Raw genomic sequence first — 18749 nt, 5'->3', positions numbered from 1 at the left:
CTGTATTACGTATACGGAATAAACTTAGTTTTATCCCAGCAATTGTTTCAACTCCGCTACCCGGTTCATCCGTTCTACCGAAAACTCCATGCTCCGCGCATCGATAACATCGTACAACTCTATAATCTTCCGATACATAGCCCCCTGGATTTCCGCATCCGTCAACCTCCGGGCATCCCGGTAGATCAATTCGGTCAGCATTTCCAGCTTATAAATCGGATCGTCTGCAAAAAAAGTGGTAATTTCCTTAACCGAGGCCTGAATAAACCAATCCCGGTCCCTGGCAAAATACGAGGAATAAAATCCGGCGTACAGCGACTCGTCTCCGTTTCGTTTTCCTCCGTCCCGGACATCATCCAGTTCCTCAAAAAATGTTTTGATTACTGTAGCAATGAGATCTCTTGAAAGCATAAACTGACTAATTATTTTGTTTTATCTCTCCTTCGTGATACTCAAAAGTATACAAAATTCCGGTCTATCAAAAATCAATTTAAATTTAATTTACCGCATCAACTCCCATCCCGGTTTCGAATCAAAAATTACACAATTGAGTCCGTCCCAGTGTGTAATTTTGCCACTGGTTTTATACGTCATTTTTAACCTCTTTCCCAGGTATTCAAACACATTAATTTTTCCCCAACAATCGGAAATCAAAAATCATAAACCGTAAAACTGCTTTGCCGATCGTTTCTTTTGCCATTGAACAAATTCGTCGTACTTTTATACCCGTTTTAGGCTTATCCGTTTAACTTAATAAAGACGGTCAGTATATGTCAGTGAAAAAAGAGAACAAAATATCCGGATTCCATCCTTTTTCAACACCGGTGACACACATCGTCCTGCCCCCAAAATTTACCTGTCCTTTTCACTACACCCCCCATCCGCTTTGTATCATTGCCTCAGAAGAGATTCAGGACTATCTTTCCCGGCAAAAACAATGGGAAGAGGAATTGAATAAAGGTAAAATGTTCGGGGTGTTGGTCGTTCGGACCGAAACGGGCAGGATCGGCTATCTGGCAGCATTTTCCGGTATTCTGGCAGGCCGGAATATACATCCTTATTTCGTACCTCCGGTTTATGATCTACAGCAACCTCAAGGCTTTTTCAAAAAAGAAGAGGCAAATATAACGGCCCTCAACGAACGGATAAACACCCTGGAAAATGATACTCATTACCTGAATATCCGGCAGAAAATCAGCGATATCAATCAAAAAGCCGGACAAATACTGGCCGATGCCAAAGACAATTTAAAAAAAGCCAAGGCAGACCGGGACGTCCGTCGTAAAAATCCCCTCACAGAGGCAGAGCAAGCCGATTTACTCAAAGAAAGTCAATTCCGGAAAGCAGAATTCAGACGACTGAAACAGTATTGGGAAAAACAAATCGATGCAATTCAATCTGAAACAGACCGTTTCACTTTACAGATAGAAACACTAAAAGAAGAACGCAAAAACCGTTCTGCCGCTTTACAACAAAAACTTTTCGAGCAATTTCAGCTACTAAACGCCCGGGGCGAAATAAGAAATCTGTGTGATATCTTTAAAGAGACCGTACATAAGACACCGCCCGCAGGCGCCGGTGAATGCGCTGCCCCCAAATTATTGCAATATGCCTATCTCAATCGTCTCCACCCCATTGCCATGGCAGAATTCTGGTGGGGCAATTCCCCGAAAACGGAGCTCCGCCGGCACGGATACTATTACCCTGCCTGTAAGGGAAAATGCGAACCGATTTTAAAGCATATGCTTCAGGGACTGGATGTCGAAGACAACCTTCTACCTGAAAATACGCCCGACAGGTATGAATTGGAAATCCTGTATGAAGATCAATGGTTACTGATTGTCAATAAACCGGCAGGCATGTTGTCCGTCCCCGGAAAATCAAGTCAGGCTTCCGTTTGTCAATTACTCCAAAAACACCATCCCGCCCTTACCGGCCTGACGACCGTTCACCGCCTGGATATGGCAACTTCCGGCTTGCTGCTGATTGCCAAGACCAAAGATATCCATTACCATTTACAGCGACAATTCAAAAACCGAACTATAAAAAAAAGTTACGTCGCTATCCTGGACGGTAACATCGACAGCGACGAAGGAATTATTGAACTTCCTCTTTGTCTCGATCCCTGGGATCGTCCGCGGCAGATCGTCAGCCCCGAGCACGGTAAACCGTCCGTTACCCGATACCGGGTTGTGGAGCACAATGCCAACCGAACCCGCATCGTATTTTACCCCCTTACCGGCAGAACCCACCAACTACGTGTCCATGCTGCCCATCCGCTTGGCTTAAACACGCCTATCCTGGGCGACACCTTATACGGCCGGGGAGCAGAACGCCTTTACCTTCACGCCGAAAGTCTCGAATTCCGGCATCCCGTATCTCATGAGATTATCCGGATAGAAAAAAAGGCTGAATTTTAAAAAACGGACATCTGTATCCCGGAATAAATCTTCAACAAATGCTGTTTATCTTATTTAAATTCATTCTTAATAACCTGTATTCGCATTATAGACAAAGCATATAGATAAAAACTATAATTTTATAAAAACAAAGTATTTGTTTGCTATCTTTGTTCATACTAAACTTGCATAAACAAATTGAAGTGCCAAATCATTTAATCTATAACGTTATGAGTATTAAAGGAACCAGAACAGAACAAAACCTGCTGAAATCATTTGCAGGAGAATCTCAGGCCAGAAGTCGTTATACATTCTTTGCCAGTGTAGCTAAAAAAGAAGGTTACGAACAGATCAGCGGCGTATTTATGGAAACGGCGGAACAGGAAAAAGAACATGCTAAGAAGTTTTTCAAGTACCTGGAAGGAGGAATGGTTGAAATCACAGCAAGTTATCCGGCCGGTATCATCGGAACGACAGCCGAAAACCTGAAAGCAGCAGCCGAAGGAGAAAACGAAGAATGGGCAGATCTATACCCTGAATTTGCAAAGATTGCAGACGAAGAAGGTTTTCCTCAGATTGCCAATACATTCCGTCAAATAGCTAAAGTAGAGGCAGAACACGAAGCCCGCTACCGGACTTTGTTGGCACGCGTTGAGGCCGGTAAAGTGTTCGAACGCGACGAAGAGATCGAATGGCAATGCCGTAACTGCGGATATGTACTGAAAGGTAAAAAAGCTCCGATGAAATGTCCGGCTTGCGAACATCCCCAAGCTTATTTTGAACCGAAAAAGAATAACTATTAAAGTTCATCGCATCTAAAGAACAACAGGCCTGTTTTATTTTTAAAACAGACCTGTTGTTTTTTACGTAATCCAAACCGATACCCTTTCATCCGAAAGCTACGGAAAAAAATCCGGAAAAGAAAAGCCGTATACGGGAACTTCTCCCGGCGGTATGATCTGTGCCGGAAAGGGTTGTTAAATCGTTTGAAATCTAAAAAAGAGTGATCGAAAACCACTCTTTTTTATTTATTTCTTATAACTTTGACGGCAATGCGCGAAAATATATTTAATCTAAATAAAAAACTATGACAGAAAAAATCAACAAACTATTGAAAGACTCTGCGGCAGCACGTTGGACTGCCTTGATCTTATTGGCCTCGGCAATGTTTTTTGCTTATATGTTCGTAGATATATTGTCTCCGTTACAGGCCATGTTACAAGAAACTCATGGCTGGGACCCCACTGCTTACGGAACTTATCAGGGAAGTGAAACCTTTTTGAATGTATTTGTATTCTTTCTGATTTTTGCCGGTATTATCCTGGATAAAATCGGAGTACGTTACACGGCTTTACTTTCCGGAGCATTGATGGTCATCGGTGCATACATTAAATATTTCGCCGTATCCTCGGCTTTTAGCGGCTGTGCTGCCGATGAATTTTTAAAAGGTTTCTGGAATTTCTTCCCCTTCTATGAAGGCATGCCTTCTTCCGCTAAAATGGCGGCGTTAGGTTTTATGATTTTCGGTTGCGGTGTGGAAATGGCAGGTATCACGGTTTCCAAAGGTATCGTAAAATGGTTTAAAGGCAAAGAAATGGCTCTTGCCATGGGACTTGAAATGGCTATCGCACGTATCGGAGTTGCAGCAGCCGTTCTCGTATCACCGGCTATCGCCAACATGGGGGGAGTCAGCGATGCTTCCCGTTCCGTGATGTTCTGCGTCATTCTTTTGCTCGTCGGTTTTATTTCTTTCTGCGTATATTTCTTCATGGATAAAAAACTGGAGAAACAGATGGGAGAAAGCGGGGAAGAACCTGAAGAACCGTTTAAAATCAGCGATTTGGGTAAAATTTTTACCAGTAAAGTATTCTGGCTTGTCGCTTTATTATGTGTGTTGTACTATTCAGCTATTTTCCCCTTCCAGAAATATGCCATCAATATGTTGCAATGTAATCTGGATTTCACGGCAGAAAAGGCAGGTTTGATTTTTTCTGTATTCCCTCTGGGCGCTGCTGCAATTACACCCATTTTGGGTAACTATCTGGACCGGAAAGGAAAGGGGGCTTCCATGCTTATATTCGGAGCTCTCCTGATGATTATCTGTCACCTTACATTTGCGCTCGCATTACCGGTATTGAAAGGCAGTATGGCAGGGCCGGTCATTGCATTTACAGCCATCATCCTACTCGGAATTTCCTTCTCACTCGTTCCTGCGGCGTTGTGGCCGAGTGTCCCGAAATTAGTTGACGATCGTCTGTTGGGATCGGCTTATGCCGTCATTTTCTGGATTCAGAATATAGGTTTATTTGCATTCCCGATGATTATCGGCAATGTTTTGGCGGCAGTAAACCCGGGCATCACCGACCCGCTACAATACAATTACACCGTTCCGATGCTGGTATTTGCCAGCTTGGGTGTATTTGCCCTATTATTGGGTCTCTGGTTGAAAAAAGAAGATAAAATCAAAGGTTACGGTTTGGAATTACCGAATATCAAAAAGGATTAATCTATCTTCAATACTGTAGAGATAGCGGAAATTACATGGTAATTTCCGCTATTTTTTTGTAGATTTGCGAAAATAGGAATATACTTATATTTAACTACCATAAACTTATGAATCGAATCACAAAACTCTTTCGCATAAAATACCCGATCATACAAGGCGGGATGGTTTGGTGCAGCGGTTGGCGCCTTGCATCGGCTGTCAGCAATCAAGGCGGATTGGGCTTACTCGGAGCCGGCTCTATGCATCCGGAAACTTTACTGGAACACATCCGGAAAATGCACACAGCCACCACGAAGCCCTGGGGCGTTAATGTCCCGCTTTTATATCCGGAAATTGACAATCTGATCGATATGTTAATCCGTGAAAAAGTTAAAATCGTATTTACATCTGCCGGAAGTCCGAAAAAATATACCCCTTTGCTGAAGGCTCACGACATAACGGTAGTACATGTCGTCAGCAGCGCTACCTTCGCCCTGAAAAGCCAGGAAGCCGGAGTCGATGCCGTCGTAGCAGAAGGGTTTGAGGCCGGCGGACATAACGGCCGGGAAGAAACCACAACCCTGACTCTGATTCCCGATGTCGTCAGTCAATGTAATCTGCCGGTCATAGCTGCCGGCGGTATAGCCTCCGGAAAAGCCATGCTGGCTGCTTTCGCTTTAGGTGCTGCAGGTGTACAAATCGGTTCCCGCTTTGCAGTCGCGACCGAATCGTCCGCACATCAGGCATTCAAGCAAAGAGTATGGGATACCCCGGAAGGAGGAACGATGTTAGCATTAAAGAAAATCGCCCCGACCCGTCTCATTAAAAATGAATTTTACGAACAGGTAAAAGCATTGGAAGAAAAAGGCGCCGATACCGAAAAGTTAAAAGAATTACTAGGAAAAGGACGGGCTAAAATGGGTATTTTCGAAGGCGATATGAAGGAAGGCGAACTGGAAATCGGCCAAATTTCATCCATGCTTACCAAAGAAGAAAATGTGGAAGAAATTTTCAAAGCACTCCTTTCAGACTATAACAATACCCTGAAAACACTGAAATCTGATAATTTCCGGATGGAATAAGATAATCTTTCCTCCCTGAATTTCACATTTCCCAACTTTCAAATCTTTATTATGATTAAATTTTCACGCCATATTCTGGACAACGGTCTCACGTTGCTATGCAGCTACGATGCAGGTACTCCGTTCGTATCCGTCAACATATTGTACAAAGTAGGCTCCAAAAACGAAAACGCCGATAAAACGGGCTTTGCCCATCTTTTTGAGCACCTGATGTTCGGCGGCTCGCTCAATATACCGGATTTCGACCGGGAAATACAGCTTGCCGGCGGAGATAGTAATGCTTATACGACAAATGACTATACAAACTATTACATCACCGTCCCGGCTGCCAATATTGAAACCGCTCTCTGGCTGGAATCCGACCGTATGTTGAACCTGAATTTCTCTCCGCAGAGCCTGCATGTTCAGCAACAAGTCGTTACGGAGGAATACAAGCAACGTTACCTGAATGCACCATACGGAGATATCTGGCTGCGTTTGCGACCGCTGGCCTATAAAGTACATCCCTACCGCTGGCCTACGATCGGTATGTCGCTCGGGCACATCGAACAGGCTACATTGGAAGACGTGAAAGATTTTTTCAATAAATACTATACTCCGGACAATGCGATCATCAGCATTTGCGGCAATATAACCGAAGATAAAGCAGTAGCGCTCGTAAAAAAATGGTTCGGCGATATTCCTCCCGCCCATTACAGAAAACCCTTGTTGCCGGCAGAACCGAAACAACAGGAAGCCCGGAGACTTGTTCTGGAAAACAACCCGGTACCTGCCGATATGATCTGGAAAGTATACCACATGGGAAATCGTTTATCCGAAAATTTTTACCACTGTGACATCATCTCCGATATCTTATCCAACGGACAGTCATCACGCCTTTATCTCCACCTGATCAAAAACAGCGGCATTTTCTCGGATGTCGATGCTTATGTCAGCGGTGATACCGACCCGGGCCTGTTTATTTTCAGCGGTAAACTATCCGAAGGTGTTTCTGTTGAAGAAGCGGAAAAAGCGATGGAATCGGAATTGGAACATTTTATCAGTGATCCGATTTCCGAACGGGAACTACAAAAAATCATCCACAAAACGGAAGCCCGGATTTGCTACAGCGAGATCAGCTACCAAACCAAGGCCGGCAATCTGGCTTTCTTTGAATTTTTAGGAGACGCCGGGCTTATCAATTGTGAAAACAAAAAATACGAAGGGATCACCGTCGACAAATTAAAAAATACCGCCCGGGAATTATTCCGGCCGGAAAACTCATCGACACTGATTTACCGAAAAAAATAAATAATCCGACAAGCATTTAATCTTTTTATCCCATGAATATCAATCGAAAAATAAGTCCGGTAATCTCTGAATTAAGTGTTCCCACCCTTCTTTCATACACCCGTGAGACTTTTGCAAACGGAACGGAAGTGATCTGGGTACACGATCCCAATCAGGAAGTATTCAAAATGGACATAACTTTCGATGCAGGTGCATACTATCAGCCTCAGCCTTTAACAGCCTCCGCTACGATCAATATGCTGAATGAAGGCACAAAACGACACAGCTCCTCCCAAATAGCTGAAATTTTCGATTATTACGGAGCCTACACCGATTTCAACTCGGGTATGCACAAGGCCGAAGTCAATTTGTTTTCCATGAACAAATTTGCCGGAGAAACCATCCCGGTAGTAGCGGAACTGATAACCGAAAGTACGATTCCGGCCAACGAACTGGAAATATACCTTCGGAACAAATTACAGCAATTCAGGATAGAAAAGCAAAAAACAGCCTGGCTGGCCCGGAAAGAAATGTACCGGGTAATGTTCGGTACACGACACCCTTACGGCAATCAAATCTCCGAACAGGATTATACCCGGATAACCCCCGAATTGATCCGTCAATTCTATACCGCAAGAATCCTGAGCGGTAAAAGCCGGATAATACTCTCCGGTAATATCACGGAAACAATACGGAAACGGGTACAGGAATCATTTGCCATCTCCAACCGGCCGGTAAACGATTTACCGGAACCGGAACATGTATTCGAACCGGCAAAACCGGGCCGGTATCATATCGAAAAAGCCGATGCCGTACAAACCAGCATCCGGATCGGCAAAAAAGGTGTCGGTCTGGCAGACAAGGACTACGCCGGCTTTCTGCTGCTAAACACGGTGTTGGGCGGCTATTTCGGTTCCCGCCTGATGTCCAACATACGGGAGGAAAAAGGCTACACCTACGGTATACAATCGTTTAATGTATCCCTTCCTCTGACAGCCTATTGGGGTATCAGCACCGATGTAGACAACAAACACACCCGGGCCGCTATCGACGAGATATTGAAAGAAATCGAAAAGATCAGGCAGGAACCGATTCCTTCGGACGAATTAAACCGGGTTAAAAGTTTTTTTTATGGAGACTTGTTACGGGAAATCGACGGTGTTTTCTCTCAGGCAGATTCCCTGAAACAGAAATTAATCTACGGCAAAGACAACCGTTTCTATATCGACATTATCGACCGGGTAAAGCACTGTACTCCTGACGAACTACAGGAATTAGCCCAACGTTATCTGGATCCGGCAGAATTATACATTGTTACCGCAGGAAAAACAATATAAACCAAAACCGATGCCATGAAAAACATTTTTCTTTTATTATTGCTCTCCGTAAGCTTCACCTTACAAGCGCAGAATCATGTGGCCAAAGACAGCACATTTGAGCAATTACGAACTTTAATCGAAAGCGGGAACTTCCGTATCGAGGTAAACCGGGCATATCCCTCCGGAGGCCGGAGTGTCGACCTGTTTTCCAACCGGGGTTTTGTTAACGTAAAAGATTCCGTTGCCACAGGTTTCTTTCCTTTTTTCGGACGGGCCTATTCAGCTCCCCTCAACGGAGAAGGAGGAATAGAATTCAATGCACCCATGAAAAAAATTACCCTGACCGTAAAAAATAAAAAGAAGAACAAACGTATTCTATACCATTTTCAGGTAAAAGGGACAAACGACACGTATGACATTTATGTAGACGCTTCTGCAAGCGGCAGTTGTATGGTATCTGTACGAAGCAACCAGAAAAGTCATATTTCTTACAGCGGGGATGTCTTCCCACTTCCGGAAAAAAGTTCCAAACCTTAAAAATCACTTCATCGTATACGGAGAAAAAACTCCGTAACGATGAAACTTATCCTGCTTCTCTCTTTATTTTACATCTGTCAGTATTCCTACGGACAGAACGAAACCGAACGTATACAGAACGACTTTCAAAAAACCAAAGAAATCGTCGACGGCAATCATTTCAAAATCGTTTTCAGCATCGCAACGCCTTTAAGCGGTGTCAATGTTCGTATTGACAGTGCCTGGGTAGCTGTAAACGGAAAAAAAGCCTCCGGTTATCTCCCTTACTACACCGGAAATTACGGTTTCTCCATGACCGGAAATAAAGGTATTCTTTTCGACAACGAAATGCTCAACCGTACAGAAAAAATCAAAGGCCGGAAGGTAAAAAAAGCCATCAAATACAGTTTCGATATTGTCGGTAAAAACGATATCTACCGGCTCGAAATGGATATTCAATACGACAGAACCTGCTATCTTTATGTAACCAGCAACCGTCGTAGTCCGATCTCTTACATAGGTACCATTTATAAAACCGGCAGCCAATAACCGCCGGTTTTATATCCCGATTTTTTCTTTCAGGCAATTGAAACGCCCAATCCAAAACCGTACATCCGTAATCTATCTTTACAATTTCATCCGTTCATCCATACAGGCAGCAGCCCGGCGGCCATCCCCCATAGCCAGGATTACCGTAGCCCCCCCCCGGACAATATCGCCTCCGGCATACAAGCCCGGGATATTGGATTCCATCGTATTTTCGTCTACGACGATCGTTCCTTTTCTGGACACTTCCAATCCCGGTACCGAGTTCGGAATAATCGGATTCGGAGAAACACCGACAGCTACGACTACGACATCGGCATCGATCAGATATTCCGATCCTTCCACGGCTACCGGACTCCTCCGTCCGCTCTCATCCGGCTCTCCCAATTCCATTTTCTGCACCTTCACCTGTTTTACCCGTCCCTGCTCGTCCTGAATATATTCAACCGGATTCGTCAGTGTAATAAATTCACACCCTTCCTCCTTGGCATGTTTTACCTCTTCGATACGGGCAGGCATCTCCGCCTCACTCCGCCGGTATACGATCATAGCCTTATCCGCCCCCAGGCGAAGGGCTGTACGCACCGAATCCATAGCCGTATTTCCACCACCGACGACAACCACATTTTTCCCCCGGAAGACAGGTGTATCGGCATCCTCCTGATCGGCACCCATCAAATTAACCCGTGTCAGGTATTCATTGGATGACAACACCCCGTTCGCATTTTCTCCCGGAATATTCATAAAACGCGGCAATCCGGCTCCCGAACCGACATAAAATCCCCGGAATCCTTCGGCTTTCAGGTCTTCGATTGACGCTGTCTGACCAACAATAAAATTCGTAATGAATTTTACCCCCATTTGTCCCAAATTATCAATCTCTACATCTACAATCCGGTTGGGAAGACGAAATTCGGGTATACCGTACTTCAAAACACCTCCGATTTCGTGAAGGGCTTCGAATACCGTCACATCGTATCCCCGCTTGGCCATATCTCCGGCAAACGACAGTCCGGAAGGCCCGGAACCGATCACAGCTACTTTCATTCCATTGGAAGCAGCCACTTCAGGCACGGAAATATGTCCGGACTCCCGTTCGTAATCAGCGGCAAAACGTTCCAGATAACCGATCGCTACCGGATCTTTTTTCAATTTCTGCAAATAAAAACATTTCGACTCGCATTGCTTTTCCTGGGGACATACCCGACCGCACACAGCCGGTAAAGCACTCGTCTGCTTTAATACAGCCGCCGCTTCCCCTATTTCTCCCCGTTCTATATTTTTGATAAATCCCGGAATATCAATTCCGACGGGGCAACCTTCCATACAAGTCGGATTGACACAATCCATACAACGGGAAGCTTCCCGGCGGGCCATTTCTTCGGTTAAACCGGTATTTACTTCCAAACGCTGGCTTTTTACACGTTCCGAAGCCGCTCTTTCAGGCATCTTCACCCGTTCGATCTCCGTTCTTGCTTTACCCTTTATTTCTTCCCGGAGTTTCTTTCTCCAATCTGTATTTCTATCGCTTACGCTCATATATTCTAAATTTAAATCCCAAACGACGTCAACTTTCGGTTATCCGTAATCCAAGATTATTATATATGTTTCATTTTTTCAGTCTCTATATTCTTATATCCTCCCAATCTCGACATCATCTCATCGAAATCAATCTGGTGTGCATCAAATTCAGGGCCATCGACACAAGTAAATTTCGTTTTTCCGCCGACAGTTACCCGACAGGCACCGCACATCCCCGTACCATCCACCATAATAGCATTCAAACTCGCAATTGTCGGAATATCATACTTCTTTGTCAGTAAGGCACAAAATTTCATCATAACTGCCGGTCCGATCGTCACGGCCAAATCCACTTTTTCCCTTTGGATCACTTCCTCCATGCCTTCCGTAACCAATCCTTTCCGGCCGTAGCTACCGTCATCCGTCATCACAATTACCTCATCCGAATATCGTCTGATCTCATCTTCCAGTATAACCAAATCTTTATTGCGGGCCGCAATAACCGAAACCACCCGATTCCCGGCTTCTTTAAATCCCTGAACAATAGGCAGTAAAGGAGCAACACCGACACCTCCGCCACAAGCGAGCACTGTTCCGACCTTCTCGATATGAGTCGCTTTACCCAGCGGGCCGACCAAATCCGTAATATAATCCCCCTCGTTCAGATCACATAATTTTGTCGAAGAAACCCCCATCTTTTGAATAACCAAAGTAATACTTCCGCGCACGGTATCCGCCTCTGAAATCGTCAAAGGAACACGTTCGCCCCGTTCTCCGACCCTCACAATTACAAAATTTCCCGGCTTACGGGCCTTGGCAATCAACGGAGCCTCCACTTCCAGTTGTATGACCCGGTCAGAAAAATGTCTTTTTTTCAAAATTTTATTCATAGTTTTCTATCGGTTATAGTTTTTATCGTCTATATACAGTTGTTCAGACTTACAAAAATAAGTGGTATTTTTAACCTTACAAGTCTTCCGTAAATTTATTTTTAATTTATCCTCTTTGATTTACGCTTCCGGAAGAATCACAAAACCGTTCTGATTTTTAATTGTGCATTCCAACCGCATTTCCGGTCTTATTCCCTATTTTTAATTCTCCGGATATTCTGATTGTTATCTTCCAACCGGAATAAATAAAAACGGCTGCCCGACAAAAGCAATTTTAAAATATAAAACGCCCGAAAAGGAAAACCGGAAGACAGAAAACAAAATTTAAAAAATAAAATCCTCAGATAAAATCGTACATTTGCCGTATCGTTATTTATGAAAATCCATGCCGGACAATCTCATCGACAAAACCGGCAAAACCATTTCAGAAATAAACAAAACAACACGGAAAACCATGGCAAATAAAAAAGACAGAATCAATATCGTATATTCGACCAATCCCGATTTCAACTACGAATACAATCAGGAAGAAGCACAGGAAACCCTGAGTCCGGAAAAGCAAAATTTACGGGTAACACTGGACACCAAACAACGGGCCGGCAAAGTTGTCACACTGGTTCAAGGGTTTGTGGGTACGGAGAATGACCTGAAAGAACTCGCCAAACTACTGAAAAACAAATGCGGAGTAGGCGGCAGCATCAAAGACGGAATCATCATCATCCAGGGAGCCTTACGGGATAAAGTCCTGGCCATCCTCCAGGCCAACCGCTACCGCGCCAAATAAATTCAAGATTGTAGGTTTCGGATCGACGATTTGAAATTATCCCCACAATTCCCCTTAAATCTTTATGCTTCCAAATCTTCATCTCTGTTTAACACATCCTGTTACTTCCAAAATATAGAATATTTTATTCAAACGAAAAAAGAGATCGAAAAACAAAACTTCCCGATCTCTTTTTGATTTAAAACAGCTCTATAAACTACAGTTTAATTAAAAATTTTATCACCTTCAATTAAAAAGATAGACTGATACTTTTACGTATTTCTTTATTTCCAACCGAAACCATAATGCAAATAAAAACATACTTATCATCAGGATCCGAATTCTTAATCAAACAGAGATAACAAATAAGATATAACAGTTTAGAATATTATCATCAGAAACTCTCTTAATTCAGTTCAAATATATGTTCCTCAAAAACTATCCATAATTTACAAAAGCAATTGGAATCCTAATTTTGCTTTTTATTACCTCCTCCGAAAACAATACCAATGGAACATCCCCAAAAACTATAATCAGTCCTTAACAAACGATATTCAAATGTAACCCGGGCATGATGAAAAAACTCTGCTCCGATACGGGGATTTACACAATACGACTTCTCAACAACTCTATCGTTATCAATATCTATCGCTGCTAAACCGATTCCCAAACCGACAAAAGGATTGACTTTCTTACCTTGTCGGAAATTATAATCGGCAACCGGTTGGATAATAACATTCCGATATATTGTCTCCGAATTATCATTATTATTCAACCGTTCGTAAGCACCGACAAAAAGTTGCATTCCGAAATCAAAACATGCCTTGTAATTATAACGCATTTCCATAAATACATTTAATCCTGTCCGCACATCTTCTCCCTTTTGTTTCTGTATTCCCCAATTCGGTCCTATAGCTACTTCAAACTCAAATGGGGTAACAGTCTCCTGAGAAAAAGCAATAACAGGAATTAATACCAAAAACATAATAATTATTTTCATAGTGATCATATATTTAATCTCCTGTATAAATTCTGGCAGCTCTCCATTTCCCATTCCATTTAGCTGCCCCGTACACACAACCACGCTCGATATGGGCTCTATAAGGCTGACTATAACTTACAGAAGCATAAGCTATATTAGGATATAATTGTACTCCAACGGTATAACTTCCCGACCACCATGAGGTATCGAAACGATATACTTCCCTGCCGTCATTACGAGTATAACGCTCAATCTGAGGTATTACAACACGCAGGAAATTATCTTTCGGTTTGGGTTCACGGGTAAAGACCTGATATATATACAGGAGATACTCACCAAAACAAACAGACAGACAATCCCAAAATACTTTACTCCACCACACATTTTGTTACATATTTGGGATTAGGAGATTCCTTAATTTTACAAATATAAACTAAAATACCTATACTCCAACAACTTTATTTGTACAATTATAATCAAATAACTATACATTGGTAAATATTCCATTCAGTGATACACATAAAAATGTCATGCTGAACTTTGCCGGTAATTTTTTGTTTTATGGAAAAAATAAAAACGAGGTCCCTTTTCAGAGATCTCGTTTTAATGTGAAAAGCAGGCTTGATTAAACTGCTTTATTATTGTATCTGCACCGGATTACAGCCATTTTACTAAGGCGAAATCCTGACGGTGAGGCAGTAACGGATTTTTCGGATAAATACGCAATGCCAGATTGAGTACTCCCGGAGCATCGGCTGTCACATCGATATGATAAACAGCTTTTCCATCCTCCTGGGATACCGGTGTAAAATCGTGTTTCTCGCGAATCACCAGCTTGTCGTTATGTTGTTCGGCAGCTACCAGTTCCACACCTACATCTTCCATGGAAAGATCTCCGATTTCCAACGTCACTTTCCCCCAATACGATTTTCCGAGAGCGATGATCTGCTTGGAACGGCTCGGGATATCGAGGCTTACAATTTCAATGTTATCCCACTCCTGACTGACTTTTTTCTTCCAGGTTGCAATGTCCGTAGCCATAGCGAAATTATCGGCAATCATCTGATGATACCGCTCGGACATCGGAATATAGTATTGATTTTCGTAGTCGATCAGCATCCGGTTTGTGGTAAAATTAGAAGCCACTTTAGCGATCGTATTTTTGATGTAGCTGATCCAGCGCGGTGACATGCCGGCTGCATTCTTATCGTAGAACAAAGGAGCGATATCGTCGTCGATGATGTTATATATCATTTCAGAATCGAGTTCATCCTGATAAGCCTGGTTTTCATACGTCCGCTCCATCGGCAACATCCATCCGGCATCCGGACGATACCCTTCTACCCACCAGCCGTCGAGTACACTGAAATGCATAACGCCGTTCATGGCGGCTTTTTCCCCACTGGTACCGGAAGCTTCCTGGGGACGGGTAGGCGTATTCATCCATACATCCACCCCTTGTACCAGATTCTTCGCTAAATCCATATCGTAATTCGGCAAAAACAACACCTTACCGATGAATTTCGGATGTTTGGAGATTTCCACAATCCGTTTTATCAGATCCTGTCCTGCTTTATCGGCCGGATGCGCTTTACCGGCAAATATAAACTGTACCGGATGTTTCGGATTATTCACGATCTCATCCAGGCGGTCCAGATTCCGGAACAACAGATGAGCCCGTTTATAGGTAGCAAAGCGACGGGCAAAACCGATTGTAAGGATATCGTCACGCAATGTATCGTGAATCTCGATCACCTGACGCGGTGTAAAATAAGAAGCTGCCACGCCATTGGTCAGCATATGCTTGATATGGTCGATCAGACGCTTGCGCAAACTGTTACGCACCTGGAATACCGTTTCGTCGGGCACTTTATAGATTTCCTCAAAGCAACTCTTATCGTAATGGTGTGTCTGGAAAGCCTCTCCGAATATACGGGATTCGATCTTCTTCCATTCCGGAGCCGTCCATGTCGGATAGTGTACTCCGTTGGTTACATAGCTAATGTGCAATTCTTCCGGGAAATAACCGGGCCACAAGCCTTTGAAAATATCCCGGCTTACCTCACCGTGCAACCAGCTTACGCCGTTTACTTCCTGCGACAAGTTGGCCGCCAGGAAGCTCATCGAAAACTTCTCGTTCGGATCGGCTACATTGATCTTACCCAGTCCCAACAACTGCTCCCAACTGATTTTCAATCGATCGGCATAATGGGAAATGTAAGTACGCAACATGTTTTCAGAAAAAGCATCGTGTCCGGCAGGCACAGGCGTATGGGTCGTAAACAAAGAAGACGAACGGACAACCTCCATGGCTTCTGCAAACGACAGATTCTGTTCCGTAATATACTCTTTCAAGCGTTCGAGTCCGGTAAAAGCCGCATGTCCTTCATTGCAATGATAAGTCGAAGCTTCAATACCCAGTTTACGCAATGCCTGAATACCACCGCATCCCAGCAATAACTCCTGTTTCAGACGGTTTTCCCAATCTCCGCCGTACAAATGGTGTGTAATGGAACGGTCTTCCTGTAAATTATCCTCAAAATCGGTATCCAACAGATAAAGCTCAATCCGGCCCACATCTACCCGCCACATCCGGGCATATACGTTACGTCCCGGAAATACCAGGCTGACGGTCAACCAATTTCCGTCTTTATCCCGCACCGGCGTTACGGCAATCTTCATAAAATCCTGCGCCTCGTATTCGGCTTCCTGATCCCCCATTGCCGATAATTTCTGGGTAAAATAACCGTATCGGTACAACAGGCCGACAGCCGTAATTTTAGTGCCTTTATCACTGGCTTCTTTCAGATAGTCACCGGCCAGGATTCCAAGCCCTCCTGAATAAATCTTAAGGGAAGTATGCAAACCGTATTCCATACTGAAGTATGCGACTCCGGCCCCGCTCATATTCTCTTTAGCAGCCATATACGCCTTAAAATGCTCGTACACCGTCTGTAATTTACCCACAAATACCGGGTCGTTTTCCAATTCTTTGTAACGGCTCAACGAAATCTTATCCAGCAAAGCAATCGGATTGTGACCGCAAGCCCGCCACTGGTCGATATCGATACTCCGGAAGAGTTCCCGGGCTTCATCATTCCAACACCACCAAAGATTTTTCGCCAGTTCCTCGAGAGCTATCAGTTTTTCGGGTATCGAGCGATGAATCATCACACTCACCCAATGCGGGGTATTTACCGAAAGTTGTTTTTCTATATAAGAAACCTGCTCATTGACCGTAGCCGGCATATCTTTCAACCGGTCGTTTACACGATTCAAGGCAATCTCATACGCTTTTTTATAATATATGATCAGGTTATCCCACAAAGCAATCCGCGAAACATCCTTTGCATTCTCCTTATTATTCAATACCTCCTGACCACTTTGCAGGCTATATGATTTAATCCGTTCTGCAATTGCATCGATAACGGTATCGCTGTTTCCGTCTTCCCGGTGAATAACGTCTATCCCGGGATGATCCATATTGTAATGTTCTTTTACCCACAAACCGAAACCGGCCAAAGTCGTCGTAATCGTCGGCACTTTAAAGGCAAGGCTCTCAAGCGGAGTATATCCCCACGGTTCATAATAAGAAGGGAATATCGTCAAATCCATTCCAATCAGCAAATCGTAATAAGGCATATTGAAAATACCGTCGTCTCCGTTCAGATAACTCGGCACAAAGAATACTTTCACCATATCCCCTTCCCCGTTATACAATTTCTGCATCCGGATATTGTTCAGCACAGGATCGTGCATCGGATCGGTGAGGTAATGCGTAAGATAAGGATCGCCTACATTTACCGGTGAATTCGGAGTTTCCATATTGTGCTGCAAGTCCTTATTCGGACCGTTTTGTCCGGCAGGCACCAATACAAATGCCAAGACTTCCCGGCTTGTCCCGTGCTTCCGGTTCAAACGCCCCAAGGCTTCGATAAATACATCTATTCCCTTATTTTTAAACTCATACCGGCCGCTGATTCCGACAATCAAGGCATTGTCCGCCACCGGACGCCCCAATATGGCTTGGGCCACCTGCAAAAATTTTTCCCGGCCGGCTTCTCTTTTCTTCTCAAATTCAGAATCTTTCGGGGTAAATACGTTTTCAAATCCGTTCGGAGTAACAATATCTACCTCTTTATCCAGAAAATAAGCACATTCCGTCGCCGTAATTTCACTTACAGTCGTAAAACAATCCGCATTTTGGGCAGCGGTTTTTTCCAACGACTGTTTGGACACGACATTAAAGCGTCTGGCCAGTTCTTCCGGCACGTAATTTTTCATCTCACTGTACAACGGCAAGTTATTTCCGGCCACACAACGTCCCAATACTGTAGCATGAGTTGTAAACACACAACCCACTTGCGGCATGGCATATTTCAGATACAACAAACCGGTTCCTGTCATCCATTCGTGAAACTGCGCAATAATCCGCTGCCGCATCGTCGTATTGAAACGTACAAAACTTTCAATCACTTTTCCCGAAGCATACCCGAAAAGTGCCGGTTCGATATAATCCCACTGTCCGCTGATGGAGTCCAACTTATATTTTTCCCAAAAAGAAGAAAATATCGCATCTTTTTGTGTAATAAAAGTCGTAAAATCAACCAAAATCACGATCGGTTGGCCGGCCACATTCCAGCGTCCCACCTTGATACGCAACCCCTCCTGGGCCGCTCTAAGCCGCCAGGATCTGAACAAACGGGGATCATCGATAAATTCCGGATTCTGTTCCGTATATCTCCACACATCCGGACCGATTAAAATATGGCTGTTGCTGTATTCTTTCACCATATTCAATGCTTTCGTCGAAATCACGGTATGTATTCCTCCGACCTTATTACAAACTTCCCAACTTACCTCAAACAAATAGGCAGGATTCTTTAATTTATTGTTATCCATAATATTATATTTTACTTCAAGTGAGCGCAAAGGTATAAAAAAATAATTTTTGAACCACAAATCACGACTGAAAAG

14 protein-coding genes and 1 pseudogene are annotated in these 18749 nt (G+C 43.7%); 9 read left to right on the top strand and 6 right to left on the bottom strand.

Annotated features, from left to right (window positions below; all coding sequences use genetic code 11):
- Positions 1 to 30: 30 nt before the first annotated feature.
- Entirely contained in the window at positions 31 to 411 is a 381-nt protein-coding gene (locus tag DD657_RS00330) for a hypothetical protein (RefSeq protein ID WP_021987158.1), read from the bottom strand.
- A gap of 359 nt (positions 412 to 770) precedes the next feature.
- Between DD657_RS00330 and DD657_RS00325 the strand changes: the two genes are divergently transcribed.
- The 8 genes from DD657_RS00325 (at position 771) to DD657_RS00290 (ending at position 9619) form a co-directional block, all read left to right on the top strand.
- Positions 771 to 2420: an RluA family pseudouridine synthase gene (locus DD657_RS00325; protein WP_287047954.1), complete on the top strand. Its 1650-nt coding sequence runs from the start codon at positions 771 to 773 to the stop codon at positions 2418 to 2420.
- 209 nt (positions 2421 to 2629) lie between these two features.
- The gene (gene rbr / locus DD657_RS00320; RefSeq protein ID WP_021987160.1) at positions 2630 to 3202 is read left to right on the top strand and encodes a rubrerythrin; all 573 of its coding nucleotides are present in this window, start codon (positions 2630 to 2632) and stop codon (positions 3200 to 3202) included.
- A gap of 284 nt (positions 3203 to 3486) precedes the next feature.
- A complete protein-coding gene (locus tag DD657_RS00315) occupies positions 3487 to 4905 on the top strand; it encodes an MFS transporter (RefSeq protein ID WP_021987161.1) in 1419 nt (472 codons plus the stop codon).
- 107 nt (positions 4906 to 5012) lie between these two features.
- A complete protein-coding gene (locus DD657_RS00310) occupies positions 5013 to 5966 on the top strand; it encodes an NAD(P)H-dependent flavin oxidoreductase (protein ID WP_021987162.1) in 954 nt (317 codons plus the stop codon).
- Positions 5967 to 6017: 51 nt separating this feature from the next.
- Positions 6018 to 7256: a M16 family metallopeptidase gene (locus DD657_RS00305; protein WP_287047953.1), complete on the top strand. Its 1239-nt coding sequence runs from the start codon at positions 6018 to 6020 to the stop codon at positions 7254 to 7256.
- Positions 7257 to 7288: 32 nt separating this feature from the next.
- On the top strand, positions 7289 to 8572 hold the full coding sequence (locus DD657_RS00300) for a M16 family metallopeptidase (RefSeq protein WP_021987164.1): 1284 nt from the start codon (positions 7289 to 7291) through the stop codon (positions 8570 to 8572).
- Between the two features lie 15 nt (positions 8573 to 8587).
- On the top strand, positions 8588 to 9091 hold the full coding sequence (locus DD657_RS00295; protein ID WP_021987165.1) for a DUF4251 domain-containing protein: 504 nt from the start codon (positions 8588 to 8590) through the stop codon (positions 9089 to 9091).
- Between the two features lie 39 nt (positions 9092 to 9130).
- Positions 9131 to 9619 carry a DUF4251 domain-containing protein gene (locus tag DD657_RS00290; RefSeq protein ID WP_068688710.1) on the top strand — a complete coding sequence of 163 codons (489 nt, stop codon included), beginning with the start codon at positions 9131 to 9133 and terminating at the stop codon, positions 9617 to 9619.
- A gap of 78 nt (positions 9620 to 9697) precedes the next feature.
- On the opposite strand, the pseudogene gltA reads toward DD657_RS00290, so the two are convergent.
- Positions 9698 to 11140, bottom strand: a pseudogene (gltA, locus tag DD657_RS00285) (NADPH-dependent glutamate synthase); the annotation flags it as partial.
- Positions 11141 to 11214: 74 nt separating this feature from the next.
- Complete coding sequence (locus DD657_RS00280; protein WP_021987168.1) at positions 11215 to 12027, bottom strand: sulfide/dihydroorotate dehydrogenase-like FAD/NAD-binding protein; 813 nt, start codon at positions 12025 to 12027, stop codon at positions 11215 to 11217.
- Positions 12028 to 12481: 454 nt separating this feature from the next.
- Here DD657_RS00280 and DD657_RS00275 point away from each other — a divergent pair, with 454 nt between their 5' ends.
- A complete protein-coding gene (locus tag DD657_RS00275) occupies positions 12482 to 12811 on the top strand; it encodes a translation initiation factor (RefSeq protein WP_068692049.1) in 330 nt (109 codons plus the stop codon).
- A gap of 448 nt (positions 12812 to 13259) precedes the next feature.
- Here the strand turns inward: DD657_RS00275 and DD657_RS00270 are convergent, their stop codons facing one another.
- The 3 genes from DD657_RS00270 to glgP form a co-directional block, all read right to left on the bottom strand.
- The gene (locus DD657_RS00270) at positions 13260 to 13790 is read right to left on the bottom strand and encodes an outer membrane beta-barrel protein (protein ID WP_287047951.1); all 531 of its coding nucleotides are present in this window, start codon (positions 13788 to 13790) and stop codon (positions 13260 to 13262) included.
- Positions 13791 to 13803: 13 nt separating this feature from the next.
- Complete coding sequence (locus tag DD657_RS00265) at positions 13804 to 14154, bottom strand: hypothetical protein (RefSeq protein ID WP_148453131.1); 351 nt, start codon at positions 14152 to 14154, stop codon at positions 13804 to 13806.
- Positions 14155 to 14429: 275 nt separating this feature from the next.
- Complete coding sequence (gene glgP / locus DD657_RS00260; protein WP_021987170.1) at positions 14430 to 18674, bottom strand: alpha-glucan family phosphorylase; 4245 nt, start codon at positions 18672 to 18674, stop codon at positions 14430 to 14432.
- Positions 18675 to 18749 lie beyond the last annotated feature (75 nt).

Source organism: Culturomica sp., from assembly GCF_003524185.1.
In the GTDB taxonomy this organism is placed as follows: Bacteria; Bacteroidota; Bacteroidia; order Bacteroidales; family Marinifilaceae; genus Culturomica; species Culturomica massiliensis.
Note: the sequence above shows the minus strand (reverse complement) of the source record. Positions and strands in the feature narration are given on the sequence as shown.